We start from the raw sequence: 19,085 nt of genomic DNA on the forward strand, positions 1-19,085 counted from the left end.
CGTTCCCGCCGGCGGCCGGCCCGAGCCGTCCCGCCCCCACGCAAGCCTGGAGGAGTCCGAGATGACCGATGTCCCCGACCGGGACGTGCTGCTGGAGATGCAGCGGCGCATGATCCGCATCCGGCGGTTCGACGAGCGCGCGTCCAAGATGGTCAAGCGCGGCCAGATCCCCGGCACGGTGCACACCAGCATCGGCCAGGAGGCGCAGGTCGTCGGCGCCACCATGGCGCTGGGCACCCAGGACTACATGACCGGGAACCACCGCAGCCACGGGCACCCGATCGGCAAGGGCGCTCCGCTCGGCCCGCTGATGGCCGAGCTGGTCGGCAAGGGCACCGGAGTCTGCAAGGGCAAGGGCGGCTCGCTGCACCTGGCCGACTTCGCCGTCGGCAGCCTGGGCGAGTCCGGCATCGTCGGCTCGTCGATCCCGATCGCCACCGGCGCCGGCCTGTCGGCGAAGGTGCTGGGCAACGGCCGCGTCGCGCTGGCCTTCTTCGGTGACGGCGCCGCCAACCAGGGCTGCCTGTACGAGGCCATGAACATCGCCGGCGTCTGGAAGCTCCCGGTGATCTTCCTCTGCGAGAACAACCAGTACGCGCTGTCCACTCCCGCGCACACCGTCACCTCGGGCGTGATCGCCGACCGCGCCGCGGGTTTCGGCATGCCGGGCGTCCGGGTCGAGAACGGCCAGGACGTGTTGGCCGTGTACGACGCGGTGAGCACGGCGGTGGCGCGGGCCCGCGCCGACGAGGGCCCCACCCTCGTCGAGGTGGTCACCTACCGGTTCAACGAGCACTCCGAGGGCCTGCGCCTGGGCGTGGACTACCGGAACGCCGACGAGAAGGCGGAGTGGGTCGCCAAGGACCCGATCGAGCTGTTCAAGGCCGAGCTGGTCCGACGGGGCGTGGCCACCGAACAGGAGCTGGACCAGCTCGCCGCCGACGTGCTCGCCGAGGTGGACGAGGCCGTCCGGTTCACCGACGAGAGCCCCTACCCGGACCCGTCCGTCGCGTTCGAGGACCTCTACACCGACCAGCCGCAGCAGCCCGCCCTGGCAGGAGCCCACCAGTGACCGTCATGAGCTACCTCGGCGCCATCGGTGCCGCGCAGCGCGAGGCCATGCAGGCCGACGAGCGCGTGATCATCATCGGCGAGGACGTCGAGGCCAACGTCTACGGGACCACCGGCGGCAGCGGCAAGTCCCGGGCACAGCAGGGCGACTTCCTGCAGATGTTCGGCAAGAACCGCATCCGCAACACCCCGATCTCCGAGGAGGTCATCGTCGGCGCGGCCGCCGGTGCCGCGATGACCGGCCTGCGGCCCATCGTCGACCTGTCCTACTCGTCGTTCCTCTACATGGCGATGGACCAGTTCGTGAACCAGGTGGCCAAGAACCGCTACATGTTCGGCGGCCAGGCCAGCATGCCGGTGGTGTTCCGGTCCGCCATGTTCTACGGGCTCAACACCGGAGCGCACCACTCGGACCGGCCGTACCCGATGTTCATGAACGTGCCCGGGCTGAAGATCGTCGCGCCGTCCAGCCCGAGCGACGCCAAGGGCCTGCTGCGCGCGGCCGTCGACAGCGACGACCCCGTCCTGATCTTCGAGGCGTGCATCCTCTGGGGCACCAAGGAGGACGTGGACGAGAACGAGTACCGCACGCCGCTGGGCGTCGGTCGGACGCTGCGCACCGGAACCGACGCGACGATCGTGGCGGTGTCCGGCGCCGTCCCCGAGGCCGTCGCCGCCGCCGACGCACTGGCGCAGGAGGGCATCTCGGTCGAGGTCTTCGACCCGCGGACGCTGGTGCCGCTGGACGTCGACGGCATCCTGCAGGCCGCCGCCAAGACCGGACGATTGGTCGTCGCGGACCCGGCGCACCGCACGTGCAGTGCGTCCAGCGAGATCTCGGCGCTGGCCGCCGAGCACATCTTCGACCAGCTCAAGGGACCGATCCGCCGGGTGACCACGCCGGACACCCAGATCCCGTTCAGCCCTGCGCTGGAGAAGCAGCTGTACCCGAACCGCAGCACCATCGCCGACGCCGTCCGGGCCTCCCTGGGCGAGCGCCGGCACGGCACCGACGGTGCCAACGGCAGGACCATCGCCGACGACTCCATCGACGTGAAAGAGGTTCCGGCATCATGAGCAGGATCGAAGTGCTGCTGCCGCAGTGGGGCATGGGCATGAGCGAGGGCACCATCACCACCTGGCTGAAGTCCGTCGGCGACACCGTCGCCGAGGACGAGCCGCTGGCCGAGGTGGAGGCCGAGAAGGTCGAGGAGACCCTCGAGTCCCCGGCCGCCGGCACCCTCACCGAGATCGTGGTCCCCGAGGGCGAGACGGTCGAGGTGCGCACGCTGGTCGCGGTCATCGAATCCGAGGACTGAATCAGCCGGACAAGTCTCGCCGCCTGGCGGTGGCGGTCGCGGCGGGCACGCCGGCCGACCGGACCGCGCGGGCAGAGCGCGGCCGGCGGTGACCGCCCGCGACACCGGCGCGGACACAGGGCCCGAGCGGCCACCGACCCTGCACCGACCCCTGCACCGACCGACACACTGGAGTGATCAGGTGACACGTCCGGAACTGACCGGAGCGCCGTTCGACGTCGTCGTCATCGGCGCCGGCATCAACGGTTTGGGCATCGCCCAGGACGCCGCGCTGCGCGGGCTGCGCGTCGCGCTGCTCGAGCAGGAGGACCTGTGCAGCGGCGTCTCCGCGTGGTCGGGTCGGCTGGTGCACGGCGGACTGCGGTACCTGGAGCAGTACGACGTCCGGCTGGTCCGGGAGTCGCTGCAGGAACGCGAGCGGCTGTTCACGCTCGCCCCGCACCTGTGCCACCCGGTGCCGCTGATGATCCCGCTGTTCAAGCACAACCGCCGTCCGGGCTGGATGGTGGAGCTCGGCATGGTGGCCTACGACGCGCTGTCGGTCGGCAAGACTCCGCCGATGCACCGGGTGCTGACCAAGGGCCGGGCCGCGAAGCGGTTCACGGGCATCTCGCACGACGGGCTGCAGGGTGCCGTGGTCTTCTACGACGGGCAGCTGGAGCTGGCCGAGCGCCTGTGCGTGGAACTCGCCGTCGACGCCCGCACCAACGGCGCCGTGATCGCCACCCACGTGCGGGTCGACGCGCCGATCCTCGCCGACGGCCGGGTCCGCGGCGTCCGCTGGACCGACCGGCTCACCGGCGAGACGGGTGAGACCCACGCCGATCTCGTCTACAACGTCGCGGGTCCGTGGATCGACCGGGCCCTGGCCGCCGAGGGGGTGCCCGTCCAGCCGCGACTGAACGGCGGCACCAAGGGCAGCCACCTCATCGTCGATCCGTTCCCCGGCGCCCCTACCGACGTCGTGTACTACGAGTCCCGGCGGGACGGCCGGCTGGTGCTGATCATCCCGTGGATGGGCCGGTACCTCATCGGCACGACGGACATCCGGTTCGAGGACGACCCGTCCACGGCGCGCTGCGACATCGGCGAGGCCGAGTACCTGCTCGGCGAGGTCAACGCGCTGATCCCGGAGGCGCACCTGTCCCTGGACGACGTGCTGTTCACCTACAGCGGCGTCCGCCCCCTGCCGTACGTGCCGGACACCGCCGAGTCCTCGGTGCCGCGCTCGCACGTGCTGCACGACCACGCCGACACCGGCATCCGGGGACTGGTCACCGTGGTCGGCGGAAAGCTGACCACCTACCGGCAGCTGGCGCAGGACGCCGTGGACGACATCTTCCGCCGGCGCGAGCGTCCCGCTCCCCCGTGCCCCACCCGGCGGCGGCTGCTGCCCGGGGCGCAGGTGGCGGACCTGGCGGCGCTCCGCCGGTCGCTGGCCGCCCGCAGCAGCCTGCCGGCCGACGTGGTCGACCGGCTGGTCCGCCTCTACGGCAGCCGCGCCGTCCAGGTGGTCGACCTGGTCGGCGCCGACCCGGCGCTGGCCGAGGTGGTCGACCCCCGGTCCCGGCTGATCGCGGCGGAGCTGCTCTTCGCCGTCGACACAGACCTGGCGTGCACGCTGACCGACGTGCTGGCCCGCCGGGTGCTGGTGGCCTTCCAGCCGGGTCACGGTCTCGAGTCCGTCGACCGGGCCGTACAGGTCCTGGGCGACCACCTGGGCTGGGACGAGGACCGCCGCCGGCGCGAGGTCGACGGCTACCGCACCTGGCTGCAGGTGCTCGCCGTCCCCGACCCGGCGGGACCGCGCTCGGAGAGCTTCGGCGCCGGCGCGACGGTCACCACCGCCGCGAGGTCGGCCACCGCCGCCGCGGGGGCCAGGGCCTGACATGTCCGGCACCGCACCGTACGTGCTGGCCCTGGACGAGGGATCCAGCAGCGCCCGCAGTGTCGTCGTCGACAGCACCGGCGCCATCGTCGGCGAGGCCAGGGCGGCCGTGGAGTGGAGCCGGCCGCGCCCGGGTTGGGTGGAGCTGGACCCGCGGTACCTGTGGCGCACCCAGCTCGACACCGTGCACCGCGTCATGGCGCAGACCGGCGTCCACGCCTCGGATCTCGCCGCGGTGGCCGTCACCTCGCACCGCGAGACGGTGATGATCTGGGACCGCCGCACCGGTGAGCCGGTGCACGACGCGGTGGTCTGGATCTCCCACCAGACGGACGACATCGTCCGGCGCTGGCAGGCGGCCGGGCTCGACGCGGAGTTCCGCCGGCGCACCGGCCTGCGCAACGACTCGTTCTTCTCCGCCGCCAAGGTGGCCTGGCTGCTGGCGGAGGTGCCGGGCGTCCGGGAACGTGCGGAAGCCGGCGAGCTGGCCTGCGGCACGGTCGACACTTGGCTGGTCTGGAACCTGACCGGCGGTCGGGTGCACCGCACCGACCACTCCTGCGCGTCCCGCACCGCGCTGTTCGACCTGGAGAACCTGCGCTGGGACACCGAGCTCTGCGCGATGCTCGGCATCCCGACCTCGCTGCTGGCCGAGACCGTCGCTTCTGACGACGATTTCGGGAAGACCGACCCGTCCGTGCTGGGTCTGCCGGTCCCCATCCGCGGGGTGCTCGCCGACCAGCAGGCAGGCATGTACGGGCAGGCGTGCTTCGGCGCCGGGTCCGCGAAGAACACCTTCGGCACGGCGGGCGTGCTCACCGTCAACTCCGGCGTCCGGCCGCAGCTCGTGGACGGGCTGACCAGCAGCGTGGGCTGGACGGTCGGCGGCCGGACCGCCTACGAGCTCGAGGGCGTGGTGTTCCACAGCGGACAGACGCTGCAGTGGCTGCGCGACAACCTGCGACTGTTCGACGACGCGACGGACATCGAGACCCTGGCCTCGTCCGTCCCCGACGCCGGCGGCGTGTACCTGGTCCCGGCCTTCGGCGGCATGTGCGCGCCACACTGGGACCGCCAGGCCCGGGCCTCCGTCGTCGGTCTGACGCTGGAGACCAACCACGCGCACCTGGTGCGCGCCGCCCTGGAGGCCATGGCCTTCCAGACCTGCGACGTCATCACCGAACTCGACCGCGGCGGAGTCCCGGTCACCGAACTGAAGGTCGACGGCGGCGCAGCCCGCAACGATCTGCTCTGCCAGTTCCTCGCGGACATCAGCGGGCGGGTCATCCGGCGTCCGCGCGCGCTGGAGCGGACGGCGCTCGGCGTCGCCTACGTCGCCGGCCTGGCCACGGGTGTGTGGTCCTCGGCCGACGAGATCGAACGCTCGTGGAGCTGCGACCGCGAGTTCGAGCCCCGGATGTCCCCGGACGAGCGCGCAGCCCGGCGGAGCGGCTGGCAGGAGGCGGTCGACCGCACCCTGCCCAGCCGGTTCGACCCCGCCCTGCGCGGCGCGTGACCACGACCCCCACCACGAGAGGTGCTGCCGACATGACGGAGTCCAAGCCGCTGCAGTGGTTGCAGCAGGCGCGCGACGGCGGGTACGCCGTGGGCGCGTTCAACGTCCACAACGACGAGACCACCCAGGCCCTGCTGCTCGCGGCGGAGCAGGCGCAGTCGCCGGTCTTCCTGCAGATCGGGCGCGCGGTGGTGCCGCACATGGGCCTGCGCAAGGCCTGGGAGATGACCGTCCGGAACGCCCGGGAGTCCGACGCCGACTACGTCGTCCACCTCGACCACGGCCCCTACGACGAGGTCCTCGAGGCCATCCGGCTCGGCTTCGACTCGATCATGTACGACGGCGCGCACCTGCCGTTCGAGGAGAACATCGCCACCACCCGCAAGGTCGTGCAGCTCGCGCACGAGTACGGCATCCCGGTCGAGGCCGAGCTGGGTCGCATCCCGGACGCCGACGAGCACATCGAGTGGGGCTCGTACTACACCGACGTGGACGAGGCCGAGCGGTTCGTCGCGGAGACCGGCGTCGACATGCTCGCCATCTCGGCCGGTGTCATGCACGGCACCACGGCCGGTGAGCCGCAGCCGCTGGCGATCGACCTGATCGCGCGGATCCGCGACGTGGTCCCGGTGCCGCTGGTGCTGCACGGTGCCTCCGGCGTCCCGGACGCCCAGATGCACGCCGCCATCGGTGTCGGCGTCCACAAGCTCAACGCCGACACCGATCTGCGGCTGGCCTTCCGCGGCGGCCTCGAGGAGGCGTTCGGCGAGGGCGACCGGCAGCTCGAGTACGCCCTGCTGCGGGGCCGGGACCGGATGGCGGCGGCCACGGTGGCCAAGATGCGCGCCTACGGCTGCGCCGGCGCGACCGCCGGTCGCGCCGTGGGCGTGCCGGCGGTCGACGGTGCGGCGGTCTCGGCATGACGGCCGACGGTCAGCAGCTGGCCGCCGTGCCCGCCGCCGGCGCCCCCGCGACGACCGCACCGGCCCTGCCGTCCGCGCCGGTCAGCACGCCGCTCGCCGGGGTACGCAAGGTGGCCGCCCGCCGCATGGTGGAGGCCTGGGCGGCGCCGGTGTTCCACCTCGGCGTGGACGTCGACATGACGAGGCTGCTCGGCGCGGACCTCAGGTCCCGCGGGGCCACCGTCACCGACGCCATCGTGCTGGCCTGCGTCCGGGCACTGCAGGCCCATCCGCAGCTGAACGCCCACTTCGCCGACAACGTCGTCACCGTGTTCCCGTCGATCAACGTCGGGCTGGCCGTGGCCACCGACGCCGGCCTCACCGTGCCGGTGCTCGCCGACCTCGGCGGCGAGGCGCTCCCGGGCATCGCGGCCAAGCGCAAGGACGTGGTGGCGCGGGCCCGGGCCGGCAAGCTGGCGATGAAGGACATCACCGGCGGCACCTTCACGGTGTCCAACCTCGGCATGCTCGGCATCGACCGGTTCGACGCGATCCTCAACCCGCCGCAGATCGCCATCCTGGCCGTGGGCAGCACCGTGCAGACGCCGGTCGTCCGGGACGGCGCGGTCACCGTGGCGCCGCTGGCGTCGTTCACCCTGACCTGCGACCACCGGGCCGTGGACGGCGCGACCGGGGCGGGCCTGCTCGCCGACATCCGGGCCGCGCTGGAACGCGGGGACGGACTGGAGTGACGACGCCGGCGCCCACCGTCCCGTCCGCACCGCCGGTGCTGTCGGTGCCGGACGCCGTGCGCACCCTGGTCGGCGCGCACCGGCGGCTCGCGGTGGCCACCGGGCCGGCGGGGGCCGACGCGGCCGCACACGCCGGCCTGGGCCCGGCGTTGCTGCGGTGGGTCGCGGATGCCCGGGACGGTGCCTGGCTGCGGCTCTACAGCCCGCCGCCGACCGCGGCGTTCAGCGCCCTGGACCTGCTCTCCCCGCATCGGGACGCCAGCCTCGCCGCGGCGCGGCAGGCCGGCTGGACGCCGGTGCGCCGGGCGCCCGGCGGCCGGATGGCGGCCTACCACCGCGGCGCCCTGTGCCTGGACCTGGTGGTCGCGGACCGGCCCGGTGACCCGGACCCCTGGCAGCGGCTGGCGGCGCTGGGTCACCTGCTGGTCGCGGTGCTGCGGTCCGCCGGTGTCGACGCCCGGCTGGGCGCCGTGCCGGACGAGTACTGCCCCGGCCGGTACAGCGTCAACGCCGGCGGGACGACGAAGCTGGCCGGTACCGCGGCGCGACGCACGTCGGCGGCGACGCTGGTCAGCGGCGTGCTGGTGGTGCAGGACCCGGCGCCGGTGCGGGAGGTGGTCACCGCCGTCTACCGTCGCCTCGACATGCCGCTCGACCCGAGCACCGTCGGGGCGGTCGCGGACCACCGGCCCGGTCTCGACGTGGCGGAGGTGCGCCGGCTGCTGGTCGACGCCGTCGCCTCGGGCGTGACCGTGACGGAGGCCGCCCTGCCCGCGCTGACACCTGCCGCCGTGGATCCCGGTCCCGGCGCGCCGCCCGCCCCGACCGGGACGGGCTGACCGGCCACGTCCCACCCGACCACCGCACCACCACCGAGCGCAGCGCACCGACCGGAGGATGCCCACCCGTGACCGACACCGACGTCGTCCGACGAGCCAGGGACGTCCTGGCCCGGCACGATCCCGACGGCCGCCTGCCGCACTGCCGGCTCCGCCGCACCGCCATCGGCGCCGACCAGCTGGACGCCGTGGCTGCCACCGTCGCCGAGCTGCTGGCCGACGGCGCCGGATCCTCGCCCGGCACGGACGGCGAGCGGCGACCCGAGGTGGCGCTGCTGGTCGACCCCGTCCGCATCCTGCGCGACGGCACGGACGTCAAGCAGCGGGTCGCGGACGCGCTGTCCGGCAGCTTCCGCGTGCGGCGGGTGGTCCTGGACGACGGGCACGCCGAGCTGCACGCCGACGAGGACGCCATCGCCCGCGCCACCGCGGGTGTGCAGGGCGTGGCCGCCGTGGTCTCGGTCGGCGGCGGGACCATCACCGACATCGGCAAGCTGGCCTCGCGCGACGCCGGCGGGGTCCCGTTCGTCGTGGTCCAGACCGCGGCGTCCGTCGACGGTTTCACCGACGACGTGTCGGTCGTGCTGCGCAGCGGCGTCAAGCGGACGATCCCGTCCCGCTGGCCGGACGTGGTGATCTCGGACGTCGGCACGATCGCGCAGGCACCCCCGGCGATGAACCGCGCCGGCTACGGCGAGATCAACTCGATGTTCACCGCGCCCGCCGACTGGCGGCTGGCGAACCTGCTCGGCATCGACCCCTCCTTCCACCCCGCGCCGATCCGGCTGCTCGAGGCGGTCGGCGAGGGCATCGAGGAGTGGTCCGCCGGGCTGGGCACCGACCCGTCGGCGACCGAGCGGCTCACCCGGGCGCTGGCCATGCGCGGCATCGTCACCGGGGTCTCCGGCTCCACCGCCTCGCTGTCCGGCGTGGAGCACCTGGTCAGCCACATGTTCGACCTGTGGAACGGCCAGCGCCGCCAACCGATCGGCCTGCACGGCGCCCAGGTCGGTGTCGCCTCGGTGGCCGCGGCCGCGGCCTGGGAGCTGCTCTTCGAGCGCGCGGCTTCGGCCGGCGCCGCGCTGCCCGACCTCCTCCGCGTCCCCGATCCCGACCGACTCCGCGACCGGGTGCGCCTGGCGTTCGACCCGGCCGACCCGTCCGGGGTGATCGGCGCGGAGTGCTGGAACGACGTGTCCCGCAAGCTCTCCGCCGTCACCGCCGCGGGGGACACCGTCCGGGACGTGCTGGCGCGCTGGGAGCAGCACACGGCCGAGCTGCGCACGCTGGTCCGGACGCCGGACGACATCGCCCGCGGACTGGTCGCCGCGGGCGCCGCCGCGACGTTCGAGGACCTGCGTCCCGCGGTGGAGCCGGACGTCGTCCGGTGGGCGGTCACGAACTGCGCGCTGATGCGCAACCGGTTCACCGTCGTGGACCTGCTGTCCCTGCTGGGCTGGTGGGAACCCGACGACGTGACAGCGGTTCTCGACCGTGCCCGGTCGGCGGCGACGACAGCGGCGGTGGCGGTGGTGGACCGTGGCTGAGCGGGATCTGGTCATCGGGGTCGACTGCTCGACGACAGCGGCCAAGGCGGTGGTCTGGAACGCCGCCGGCACGGCGTTGTCGATGGCGCGGTGCGACTTCGACCTCGTGCACCCGCAGCCGTCCTACGCCGAGCAGAACGCCGAGGACTGGTGGGCCGCGACGGGTGCGGCGATCCGCCGCGCGGTGCAGACCGTGGACGCGGCCAGGATCGCCGCGATCTGCGTGACGCACCAGCGGGAGACCTTCGCCTGTCTGGACGCCGACGGTCGCCCGTTGCGACCGGCGATGCTGTGGGCCGACACCCGGGCCACCGCGGAGGTCGAGAAGTACGGCACCGACGAGGTCCACCGGCTCACCGGCAAGCCGCCGAACCCGACACCTGCGTGGTACAAGCTGCTCTGGCTGGCCGAGCACGAGCCCGAGACGCTCAGTCGCACCGCCAAGGTGGTCGACGTGCAGGCGTTCCTCGTGCACAAGCTTACCGGGCAGTGGCGGACCAGCTGGGCCAGCGCCGACCCGCTCGGTCTGGTCGACCTCTCCACCTTCGACTACCACGACGGCCTGCTCGGCCAGGTCGGGCTGACCCGGGACCAGGTGTGCGAGCTGTCGGCACCCGGGGCGTTGCTGGGCACCGTCACCGCCGACGTGGCCCGCGAGCTCGGCCTGCCCGGCGCCCTGCCGGTGGTGGCCGGTGTCGGCGACGGCCAGTCCGCGCAGCTGGGCTGCGGGATCGCCGCGCCCGGTACCGCGTACCTGAACCTGGGCACCGGCGTCGTCTCCGGCACGTACAGCGGCCAGTACGCGCACGGCGTCGAGTTCCGCACCCTGGCGGCCGGGATCCCCGGTGGCTACACCCTGGAGACGTTCATCGGCGGCGGCACCTACAACGTCAAGTGGTTCGTCGAAAGGTTCGCCGGTGTCGACACCCGCGCGCTGGGGCTGGAACTCACCCCGGAGCAGGTGCTCGAGGCGGCCGCGGCGCAGCTCCCACCGGGCGCGCAGGGACTGCTGGCGCTGCCGTACTGGACCGGTGCGCTGACGCCGTACTGGGACCACCACGCCCGCGGCGCGCTGATCGGGTTGAACGGCATGCACGGCAAGGCGCACGTCTACCGGGCGCTGCTGGAGAGCATCGCGTTCGAGCAGCGGCTGCTCACCACCGGCGCCGAGAAGGCCACCGGGACACCGATCACCCGCATGATCGCCCTGGGCGGCGGTTCGCGGAGCCGGGTCTGGTGCCAGATCATCGCCGACGTGTTGCAGCGCAGGGTGGACGTGGTCGCGGAGCCCGAGAGCACCTGCCTGGGCTCCGGGATGCTGGCGGCGGCCGCCGTCGGGATCCACGACGGCATCGAGCAGGCCGTCGCCGGGATGAGCGCCACCGGCCGGCACACCGACCCGGATCCCGCCGAGGCCCAGCTGTACGACGGCCTGTACGCGGTCTACCGCGACATCTACCCGTCCCTGCGCGGCCTGTTCGGTCGGCTCGCCGCGGTGACGGGATGAGTGACGGGATGAGTGACGGCAGGAGTGCCGGCGTGAGCACCGGCACCGGGCTGCCGGAGCCGTACCGGCTCCCGGACCGCAACTACGACGGGTACGTCTTCGACCTGGACGGGACCATCTACCTCGGCGACGACCTGCTGCCGGGTGCCCGCGAACTCGTCGCCGGACTGCGGCAGCGCGGCGCCAAGGTGCTGTTCGTGTCGAACAACCCCACCAAGGACCCGGAGCTCTACGCCGCCAAGCTCACCCGGCTGGGCATCCCGGCCGACCCGGCCGAGGCGCTCAACACCGTGGTGACCATGTCGGCGTGGCTGGCGGCCCACCGCCGCGACTCCGGCGTGTACGTCATCGGGGAGGCGGTGCTGCAGGACGCGATCGCCGCGGCGGGGATCCGGCTGACCGAGGATCCGGCCGAGATCGACGTCGTGGTGGCCAGTTACGACCGCGGGTTCGTGTACCGCAAGCTGCAGATCGCGTTCGACGCGCTGGCGGTGCACCGGCGCGCCGAGCTGGTGACGACGAACCCGGACGTCTACTGCCCGTTCCCGGGCGGCCGCGGCGAACCGGATGCCGGCGCCATCGTGGCCGCGATCGAGGCGTGCACCAAGGTGCGCTGCACGGTGAACACCGGCAAGCCGGACCCGATCATGCTCGACACCGCGATGGACCTGCTCGGGCTGCGGCCGGACCAGTGCGTGATGGTCGGCGACCGGCTGTCCACGGACATCGCCATGGCGGTGTCGGCGGGCATGGACTCGGCCCTGGTGCTCACCGGCGAGGCGACGCCCGACTCGCTGGCGTCCGCCCCGGCGGACAGCCGGCCGACGTGGGTGCTCGACCGGATCGACGGCCTGCTGGTCTAGGTCGAGGTGCCGGCGGCGTCGGTACGCGCCGCCCCGGGGCCGAGATGCGCGGGCACCCGGTAGCGCAGCCGCACGTCCGCACCGACCCGGTCGACGGTGCACAGCTCGAGACGGTGCGCCTCGCCGAGGGTGTGCACGGCCGTGCCCTCGACGACGGTCCGGCCGGCGCCCAGCAGCAGCGGTGCGACGTACAGCAGGACCTCGTCGACCAGGCCGCCGTCCACCATTGACGCCACCAGCCGCGGGCCGCCCTCGAGCAGCACGTGGCGGCGGCCCCGGCGGTACAGCTCGGCCAGCAGCGCGCCCAGGTCCACCCCACCGGGGCCGGGGAACTCGGCCGCGGTCGCCACGACGGTCTCGGCCGCCCCGTCGCGGACCCGGGCGGTCGGCGGTGTGCGGCCGTGGGAGTCGACGACGACCCGTAGCGGCTGGCGTCCGGTGACGGTGCCGTCCGGGTCCCTGGCCGTCAGCTGCGGGTCGTCGGCCAGCACGGTGCCGACGCCGACCAGCATTGTGTCGACCTCGGCGCGCAGCCGGTGCACGTCGGTTCGGGCGGGCACCGAGGTGATCCACCGGCTGGTGCCGTCCGGCGCCGCCACCCGGCCGTCGGCCGTCATGCCGGCCTTGAACGTGACGAACGGCCGGCGCAGCCGCGTCGCGGCCAGCCACACGCGGTTGACGTCCTCCGCGCGGTCCACCAGGTGCGGTTCGTCGTCGGGACCGAGCACCCGGACGTCGACCCCGGCGGCGCGGAGCGCCTCGGTGCCGCCGGCCGCGGTCGGCCACGGGTCTCGGACCGCGACGACGACCCGGCGGACGCCGGCCGCGAGCAGCGCCTGGCTGCACGGCCCGGTGCGGCCGGTGTGGTTGCACGGCTCCAGGGTCACGACCGCGGTGGCGCCGGCCGCGCGGGCACCCGCCGCGCGCAGCGCGACCACCTCGGCATGCGGGCCGCCGGCCCGCTCGTGCCAGCCCTCCCCCACCGTCACGCCGGCGTCGTCGACGATCACGCAGCCCACCACCGGGTTCGGCAGCACGGTCCCGGCGCCCCGGGCGGCCAGGTCGACGGCACGGAGCAGGGCGGCCGATTCCGCCGCCCGGCGGGCTGCTGGGTCCACCGGGTCAGTGTGCGCCGTCAGGCCAGTTCGAAGGACCGCTTGGCCATGCCGTACCAGAACCCGTCGATCGCGGTGCGCGCCGAGCCGGCGGTGTCCGCCGTGGCGCCCAGCGAGACGAACAGCGGGGCGAAGTGCTCGGTGCGCGGATGGGCGATGCGGGCCGCCGGTGCGGTGTGCTCGAAGTCCAGGACGCTGTCGACGTCGCCGCTCTCGACGGTCTCCTGGAGCCAGGCGTCGAACTCGCGGCCCCACTCCGGTGCCGTGCCGGCGGTGTCGCCGAAGTTCGCGAGCCGCAGGTTGTGCGTCGCGAACCCCGACCCGATGATCAGCACGCCCTCGTCGCGCAGCGGCGCCAGGGTGCGGCCCAGCTCGAACAGCTCACGCGGGTCCAGCGTCGGCATCGAGATCTGCAGGACCGGGACGTCGGCGTCCGGGAACATCTCGACCAGCGGCACGTAGGCGCCGTGGTCCAGGCCGCGGCCGGGATCCTGGTGGACCGGCCGACCGGGCGCGGCGACCAGGCCACGCACGGCACGGGCCAGCGCGGGCGCGCCGGGCGCCGGATAGCGGACCTGGTAGTACCGCTCGGGGAAGCCCCAGAAGTCGTAGGTGAGCGGGACGGTGTCGGTGGCGCCGACCGTCAGCGGCGCCGACTCCCAGTGCGCGGACACCACCAGCACGGCCGACGGCCGCGGCAGGTCGGCACTCCACCGCTGCAACTCGCCCGTCCAGCGGGCGTCGTCCGCGAGCGGCGGCGCGCCGTGGGACAGGTAAAGAACCGGCATCGCTTCGGTCGTGGCGGACATGGCCTGCACCCGTCTCGTGGTAGCAACTCTGTGAAGTAACCTACCTCAATATTTGAGGGTTCAACAACTGTTCGAGTGGAGTCTGTGGTGCGCGGCGATCCCTGGCTGTCCGACGACCAGCAGCGCGTCTGGCGGTCCTACCTGGCGCTGCACGCCCTGCTCAACGAGCGCATCGAGCGGGACATGCAGCAGGCGTCGGGGATGCCGCACGCCTACTACCTGGTGCTGGCCATGCTGTCCGAGGCGCCGGAGCGGACGCTGCGGATGAGCCAGCTCGCGGACCTCGCGCAGATGTCGCAGTCCCGGCTGTCGCACGCGGTGGCCCGGCTCGAGGAGAAGGGGTGGGTCCGGCGGACGCCGGCTCCGGACGACCGCCGTGGACAGCTCGCCACCCTGACCGCCGCCGGGTACGACCAGCTGGTCGAGGTGGCGCCGAGCCACGCCGACACGGTCCGCTCCTTCATGTTCGACCCGCTCAGCGACCAGCAGCTGGCCGCCCTCGGCGAGATCTGCCAGGTGATCCTCGACCGGGCCGGCCATGGGTCCGCGACGGACGAGGACGCCGACGAGCACGACGAGGACGCCGAGGTCGGGACGGCCTGAACGGCCGCCGGAGCCGGCCGAGAGGACGCGGCTCCAGGGTGCCGGACGGGCCGGTGCCGGTCGACCGCACCGGCTGTCGCCGGGGTCGTGTCGAGGTCGGCGCGGTGCCGCGCCGGGTCCGGACGGCTGGGCCGCCACCGTCGCGGCGCCCCGGACCGGGCGACGCCCGGCGCTCGTCCGGTCCGGGAACGACTGCGGCCGCCCACCGGGAAGGGTGAACGGCCGCCGCGTGGAGCCCCTTTACGGAATCGAACCGTAGACCTTCTCATTACGAGTGAGACGCTCTACCGACTGAGCTAAAGGGGCAGCGCAGCAGAGTCTAGCCGGACCCGCGGGCCGAGCGGACACGTCCGGGCACGCCGATGCCGGCCGGTGCCGGTTGGTGCTCGATCGGTGCCGGCTGGTGCTGGGGTCGGCGCGGGCTGGTGCGGCCGCCGGCCCGGGGCGCCGGGTCCTACGCTGCGGCCATGGCCGACGAGCAGACGACGCGACCGCTGGCCGGACGGCGGGCCTGGGTGACCGGCGCGGCGTCCGGGATCGGCTCGGCGGTGGCGGAACGGCTGGCCGCCGACGGCGCCACGGTGACTTGCGTCGACGTCGACGGGCCGGCGGTGGGAGCCGTGGCGGAACGGATCGGCGGCACCGCGCTGACCGTCGACCTGTCGGACACCGACGCGGTCGCCGAGCTGGCGGTGGACACCGACATCCTGGTGTCCGGCGCCGGGATCCAGCACGTCGCGCCGATCGACAGCTTCCCGGTGCAGCGGTTCGAGCTGATCATGCGGCTGATGCTGCACACCCCGTTCCTGCTGGTCCGGGCGGCGCTGCCGGGCATGTACCGGCGCGGCTGGGGTCGGGTGGTGCACATCTCGTCCGCCCACGGCCTGCGCGCCTCCGAGTACAAGAGCGCGTACGTGATGGCCAAGCACGGCATCGAGGGGCTGTCCAAGGTCACCGCCCTGGAGGGCGCGCCGCACGGTGTGACCAGCAACTGCGTCAATCCCGGCTACGTCCGGACGCCGCTGGTGGAGCGGCAGATCGCGGACCAGGCCAGGGCGCACGGGTTGTCCGAGGACGAGGTGATCGACACGGTGATCCTGGCCAAGTCGGCGATCAAGCGGCTGCTGCGGCCCGACGAGGTGGCGGCGGCGGTGGCGTTCGTCCTCGGCCAGGACCTGATGACCGGCACCGCCCTGTCGCTGGACGGCGGCTGGACGGCGCGGTGACCGACCTCGGGCGCGGGTCCGGTTCCACCGCGCGACCTCGCGGCCGGTCGCCGGCCGCCGGATGCCGCCGGGAACGGGCGTGCCCTGGGCCGCTGGACGGCGACGTCGCGACGGGTGTCCATCGACGGTGACCCGGCCGGGGCCGGCCCCCCACAGGGGGCCGGCGGGTTACGACTGGCGCGAGTCGTAGGCCTTGCGGGCCGAGCACACCGACGCGCGGGAGCAGACCTGCGTGGAGCCGTCGGCGGCGAGCTTGAGCACGACCGAGTCCGCCGGCACCGAGTGGGCGACCACCGTGCCCGGCCCGGCCGGCGAGTCGACCTTCTCACCGACGGCCGGAGTGGTGGCCTTGAAGTCCTGGTACAGCGGGTGCTCGTACTTCAGGCAGCACATCAACCGCCCGCACGCGCCGGAGATGCGGAGCGGGTTGGCGGGCAGGTCCTGGTCGCGGGCCATGGCCAGGGTGACCGGCTCGTAGTCGCGCAGGAACGTCGAGCAGCAGGTGTCGAGGCCGCAGGAGCCGATGGCGCCGGAGACCCGCACCGAATCGCGGGCGGACAGCTGCAGCAGCTCGATCCGGGTGCCGAGGGTGGCGGACAGGTCGCGCAGCAGCGAACGGAAGTCGACGGTCTCCGGGGACGAGTAGTAGATGACCGTCTTGTCCGCGGCCGGCTGCGGGTCCACCGCCAGGACCTTCATCGGCAGGCCGTGCTCGCGGATCAGCCGGCGGCTGGCCACCAGGGCCCGCGCCTTCGCAGCCCGCTGGCGCTCGGTGGCCGCCAGGTCCTCCGCCGTCGCCGGCCCGAGCAGCCGCGGGAAACCCTCGGTGTCCTCGGAGCTGTACTCGGCGGCCCAGACCACCTGCGCCGTGACGGGACCGCGGTCGGTCGGCACCAGCACGTGGTCCCCGACCTCGGGGCGCAGGTCACCGGGGTCGGCGTAGTGCAACTGACCGTTCCGGACGAACGACACGGCGCACAGCATCCCCACCCGCCCGAGGCTACCGGCCGCCCGGCCCGGCCGGGAGGTGTCAGCCCCGCCAGAGCCGGACCATGAGGGCCTCCACGGCGATCTGCGGCTTGACGTTCTGCTCGATCGCGAGCCGGCACTCGAGCACGGCGTCCAACCGCCGCAGGGCCCCCTCCGCCCCGAAGCGACCGGCCGCGACCTCGAGTTCCGGCAGCACGTCCGGGTTTGTCAACGACTGCCGGGCACCGAAGGCGACGGCGATGACGTCCCGGTAGAAGCCCGACAGGTCGACCAGCGCGCGGTCCAGCGCATCCCGCTCGGTCCGGGTGGCGCGGGACTTCTGCCGGCGTTCCAGGTCCCGCACGACGCCCGCCGATCCGCGCGCGGCCCCGACGGCGCCGCGGCCGGTGCCCCCGGCGCCGAGCGCGGTGCGGAGTTCCTCGAGCTCGGCCGAGTCGCGTCGCTCGGAGACGGCCTTGGCCTGCGCCTTGGCGTCCGCCAGCAGCTCGGCGGCGTGCCCGAACACCGCGCCGAAGGAGCGCAGATCCGCCGGCGCGGACAGGATCCGTTCACGCTCGGCGCGGGCGTCCTGGTCGGTGGCCAGGCGCCGGGCCCGGCCGACGTGGCCGCCGGCGACGGACGCGGCCCAGTCCGCGGTGTCCGGGTCGATGCCGTCGCGCCGGACGAGGACCTCGGCGATCGCCGACGGCGGCGGGATGCGCAACGACAGCACCCGGCACCGGGACCGGATGGTGACGGACACGTCGTCGGGATGGGTCGACGGCGCGCACAGCAGGAAGACGGTGTGCGACGGCGGCTCCTCCACGGCCTTGAGCAGGGCGTTGGACGCCGCCTCGGACAGGCGGTCGGCGTCCTCGATCAGCACGATCTGCCACGGGCCGGTGACCGGACGGCGCGCCGCGAGCTGCACGACGGCCCGCATCTCCCGCACGGCGATGGTCAGTCCCTCCGGGGTGACGGTGCGGACGTCGGCGTGGGTGCCGGCCATGGCGGTCCGGCAGTGCACGCAGTGGCCGCAGCCCCGGTCCGGGCACTCCAGGGCGGCGGCGAAGGCGCGGGCGGCGACGGACCGTCCGGAACCGGGCGGTCCGGTGAACAGCCAGGCGTGCGTCATGGCCGCCGGCGGGACGGACGGGTCCCCGTGGGCCGCGGCGACGGCGGTGCGGAGCACGGCGACGGCCTCGGGCTGGCCGATCACGTCGGCGAAGACGTCCTGCGTCACGCCGGCCTCCCCGACCCGGTCCCGCCGGTCCGCAGCGGGCCGGCCTGCCGGCGGGCCGGCGGCAGGGCGAGCACCGGCAGCCGCCGGTCCTGTCCGGTGCGCCTCATCGGTGCAGCCAGTGCGTCACGGCGTCGACGATCCGTTGGCCGGTCCCGCTGGAGAACAGCACGATCAGCAGCACGACGAGAAAGCCCCAGGCCGTCGCGATCCGGTTGCCGCTGCCGCGCCGATCGGTGGACGGACGGGCGGGTGGACGCGGGACCGCCGGCCGGGCCGGTGCGGCCGGCGCCGTCCGCCGGTCGGCCGTCGGGCGCGGACCGGCCGTCGAGCGGCCGGTGCCGGAAGTGGACGGACCGGTCGCGGTCCGTGCGGGCGTCGTGGCGGAGCCGCCGCCACCGGAGCGGGCGGCGAGGGCCGCGGCCGCCTGGTAGCCGGCCCGGCGGACCCGGTCGGACAGTCCCGCGGCGGGGGCCGTCGCCGGGGGCGCCGCGGCGCGCGGCGGTGCGCTGCGCGCGGCAGGCGCGGTGACCGGCCGAGCAGGGGCGGCCGGGGGTCGGGAGGGCGCAGGAGCGGGACGCGACAGGGCGGACCCGGGCGCCGCGGCGGCGGCGGTGCGTGAGCGGGCGGACCAGCCCGCGGACGGCGAGGCGGCGGTCCCCGCCGGCGCGGCCGGGACGACGACCGCACCGCCGACCCGGACGGCCCGGGCCGCGCCCCTGGCGAGGTCCGCGGACCCGGCGGGCCCCGCAGACCGCGGCGGCCCGGTCCAGGACCGCTCGGCCAACGGGTCCGCCCACACCTCGACGGAGGGGACGACGGCCGGCGGCTCCGCCGTGCCGTCGACTCCGGACAGCGCGTCGACGAAGCCGCCCGACCCGTCCGACAGCGCCCTGCTCACAGGCCGATGGTAAGACGC

At 74.1% G+C, this 19,085-nt stretch carries 18 protein-coding genes and 1 tRNA gene; 13 read left to right on the plus strand and 6 right to left on the minus strand.

Annotated elements, in window-relative coordinates; genetic code table 11:
- Window positions 1–61: 61 nt before the first annotated feature.
- The 11 genes from IEY37_RS13160 (at window position 62) to IEY37_RS13210 (ending at window position 12,204) form a co-directional block, all read left to right on the plus strand.
- A complete protein-coding gene (locus IEY37_RS13160; RefSeq protein ID WP_188942125.1) occupies window positions 62–1,072 on the plus strand; it encodes a thiamine pyrophosphate-dependent dehydrogenase E1 component subunit alpha in 1,011 nt (336 codons plus the stop codon).
- On the plus strand, window positions 1,069–2,148 hold the full coding sequence (locus tag IEY37_RS13165; protein WP_188942127.1) for an alpha-ketoacid dehydrogenase subunit beta: 1,080 nt from the start codon (window positions 1,069–1,071) through the stop codon (window positions 2,146–2,148). Before IEY37_RS13160 ends, IEY37_RS13165 begins: the two co-directional genes overlap by 4 nt.
- On the plus strand, window positions 2,145–2,390 hold the full coding sequence (locus IEY37_RS13170) for a biotin/lipoyl-containing protein (RefSeq protein WP_188942129.1): 246 nt from the start codon (window positions 2,145–2,147) through the stop codon (window positions 2,388–2,390). The genes IEY37_RS13165 and IEY37_RS13170 overlap by 4 nt, the downstream gene beginning before the upstream one ends.
- 181 nt (window positions 2,391–2,571) lie before the next feature.
- On the plus strand, window positions 2,572–4,278 hold the full coding sequence (locus IEY37_RS13175) for a glycerol-3-phosphate dehydrogenase/oxidase (RefSeq protein ID WP_229674379.1): 1,707 nt from the start codon (window positions 2,572–2,574) through the stop codon (window positions 4,276–4,278).
- Window position 4,279: 1 nt separating this feature from the next.
- On the plus strand, window positions 4,280–5,794 hold the full coding sequence (locus IEY37_RS13180) for an FGGY family carbohydrate kinase (RefSeq protein WP_188942131.1): 1,515 nt from the start codon (window positions 4,280–4,282) through the stop codon (window positions 5,792–5,794).
- A gap of 32 nt (window positions 5,795–5,826) precedes the next feature.
- A complete protein-coding gene (locus IEY37_RS13185) occupies window positions 5,827–6,717 on the plus strand; it encodes a class II fructose-bisphosphate aldolase (RefSeq protein ID WP_188942133.1) in 891 nt (296 codons plus the stop codon).
- Window positions 6,714–7,448, plus strand: a complete 735-nt coding sequence (locus IEY37_RS13190) for a 2-oxo acid dehydrogenase subunit E2 (RefSeq protein WP_188942135.1) — start codon at window positions 6,714–6,716, stop codon at window positions 7,446–7,448. Before IEY37_RS13185 ends, IEY37_RS13190 begins: the two co-directional genes overlap by 4 nt.
- Window positions 7,445–8,287, plus strand: a complete 843-nt coding sequence (locus tag IEY37_RS13195) for a lipoate--protein ligase family protein (RefSeq protein ID WP_188942137.1) — start codon at window positions 7,445–7,447, stop codon at window positions 8,285–8,287. Before IEY37_RS13190 ends, IEY37_RS13195 begins: the two co-directional genes overlap by 4 nt.
- A gap of 68 nt (window positions 8,288–8,355) precedes the next feature.
- Entirely contained in the window at window positions 8,356–9,834 is a 1,479-nt protein-coding gene (locus tag IEY37_RS13200) for an iron-containing alcohol dehydrogenase (protein WP_188942139.1), read from the plus strand.
- Window positions 9,827–11,341 carry a xylulokinase gene (locus IEY37_RS13205; protein ID WP_229674380.1) on the plus strand — a complete coding sequence of 505 codons (1,515 nt, stop codon included), beginning with the start codon at window positions 9,827–9,829 and terminating at the stop codon, window positions 11,339–11,341. Before IEY37_RS13200 ends, IEY37_RS13205 begins: the two co-directional genes overlap by 8 nt.
- Before the next feature lie 32 nt (window positions 11,342–11,373).
- Window positions 11,374–12,204, plus strand: coding sequence for an HAD-IIA family hydrolase (locus tag IEY37_RS13210; protein ID WP_229674381.1), 831 nt, complete (start codon window positions 11,374–11,376; stop codon window positions 12,202–12,204).
- Here IEY37_RS13210 and ribD read toward each other — a convergent pair.
- Window positions 12,201–13,322: a bifunctional diaminohydroxyphosphoribosylaminopyrimidine deaminase/5-amino-6-(5-phosphoribosylamino)uracil reductase RibD gene (gene ribD / locus IEY37_RS13215; RefSeq protein ID WP_188942141.1), complete on the minus strand. Its 1,122-nt coding sequence runs from the start codon at window positions 13,320–13,322 to the stop codon at window positions 12,201–12,203. The genes IEY37_RS13210 and ribD overlap by 4 nt on opposite strands.
- A 17-nt stretch (window positions 13,323–13,339) precedes the next feature.
- Window positions 13,340–14,128: a dioxygenase family protein gene (locus IEY37_RS13220; RefSeq protein WP_188942143.1), complete on the minus strand. Its 789-nt coding sequence runs from the start codon at window positions 14,126–14,128 to the stop codon at window positions 13,340–13,342.
- 87 nt (window positions 14,129–14,215) lie between these two features.
- On the opposite strand from IEY37_RS13220, the gene IEY37_RS13225 reads away from it, so the two are divergent.
- Window positions 14,216–14,731, plus strand: a complete 516-nt coding sequence (locus IEY37_RS13225; protein ID WP_188942145.1) for a MarR family winged helix-turn-helix transcriptional regulator — start codon at window positions 14,216–14,218, stop codon at window positions 14,729–14,731.
- 230 nt (window positions 14,732–14,961) lie between these two features.
- Here the strand turns inward: IEY37_RS13225 and IEY37_RS13230 are convergent.
- A tRNA-Thr gene (locus tag IEY37_RS13230) sits at window positions 14,962–15,037 on the minus strand.
- A 161-nt stretch (window positions 15,038–15,198) separates the two neighbouring features.
- Here IEY37_RS13230 and IEY37_RS13235 point away from each other — a divergent pair.
- Window positions 15,199–15,957 (plus strand): SDR family oxidoreductase, encoded by a 759-nt coding sequence (locus IEY37_RS13235; RefSeq protein ID WP_188942147.1) that lies wholly within the window; start codon window positions 15,199–15,201, stop codon window positions 15,955–15,957.
- Window positions 15,958–16,125: 168 nt separating this feature from the next.
- Here the strand turns inward: IEY37_RS13235 and IEY37_RS13240 are convergent, their stop codons facing one another.
- The 3 genes from IEY37_RS13240 to IEY37_RS13250 all read right to left on the minus strand — a co-directional run bounded on the left by IEY37_RS13240 (window position 16,126) and on the right by IEY37_RS13250 (window position 19,067).
- On the minus strand, window positions 16,126–16,947 hold the full coding sequence (locus IEY37_RS13240) for a PSP1 domain-containing protein (RefSeq protein ID WP_188942149.1): 822 nt from the start codon (window positions 16,945–16,947) through the stop codon (window positions 16,126–16,128).
- Between the two features lie 40 nt (window positions 16,948–16,987).
- The gene (locus IEY37_RS13245; RefSeq protein WP_188942151.1) at window positions 16,988–18,169 is read right to left on the minus strand and encodes a DNA polymerase III subunit delta'; all 1,182 of its coding nucleotides are present in this window, start codon (window positions 18,167–18,169) and stop codon (window positions 16,988–16,990) included.
- A 103-nt stretch (window positions 18,170–18,272) separates the two neighbouring features.
- Entirely contained in the window at window positions 18,273–19,067 is a 795-nt protein-coding gene (locus IEY37_RS13250) for a hypothetical protein (RefSeq protein WP_188942153.1), read from the minus strand.
- Window positions 19,068–19,085 lie beyond the last annotated feature (18 nt).

This window comes from Nakamurella endophytica (assembly GCF_014646215.1).
Lineage (GTDB): Bacteria > Actinomycetota > Actinomycetes > Mycobacteriales > Nakamurellaceae > Nakamurella > Nakamurella endophytica.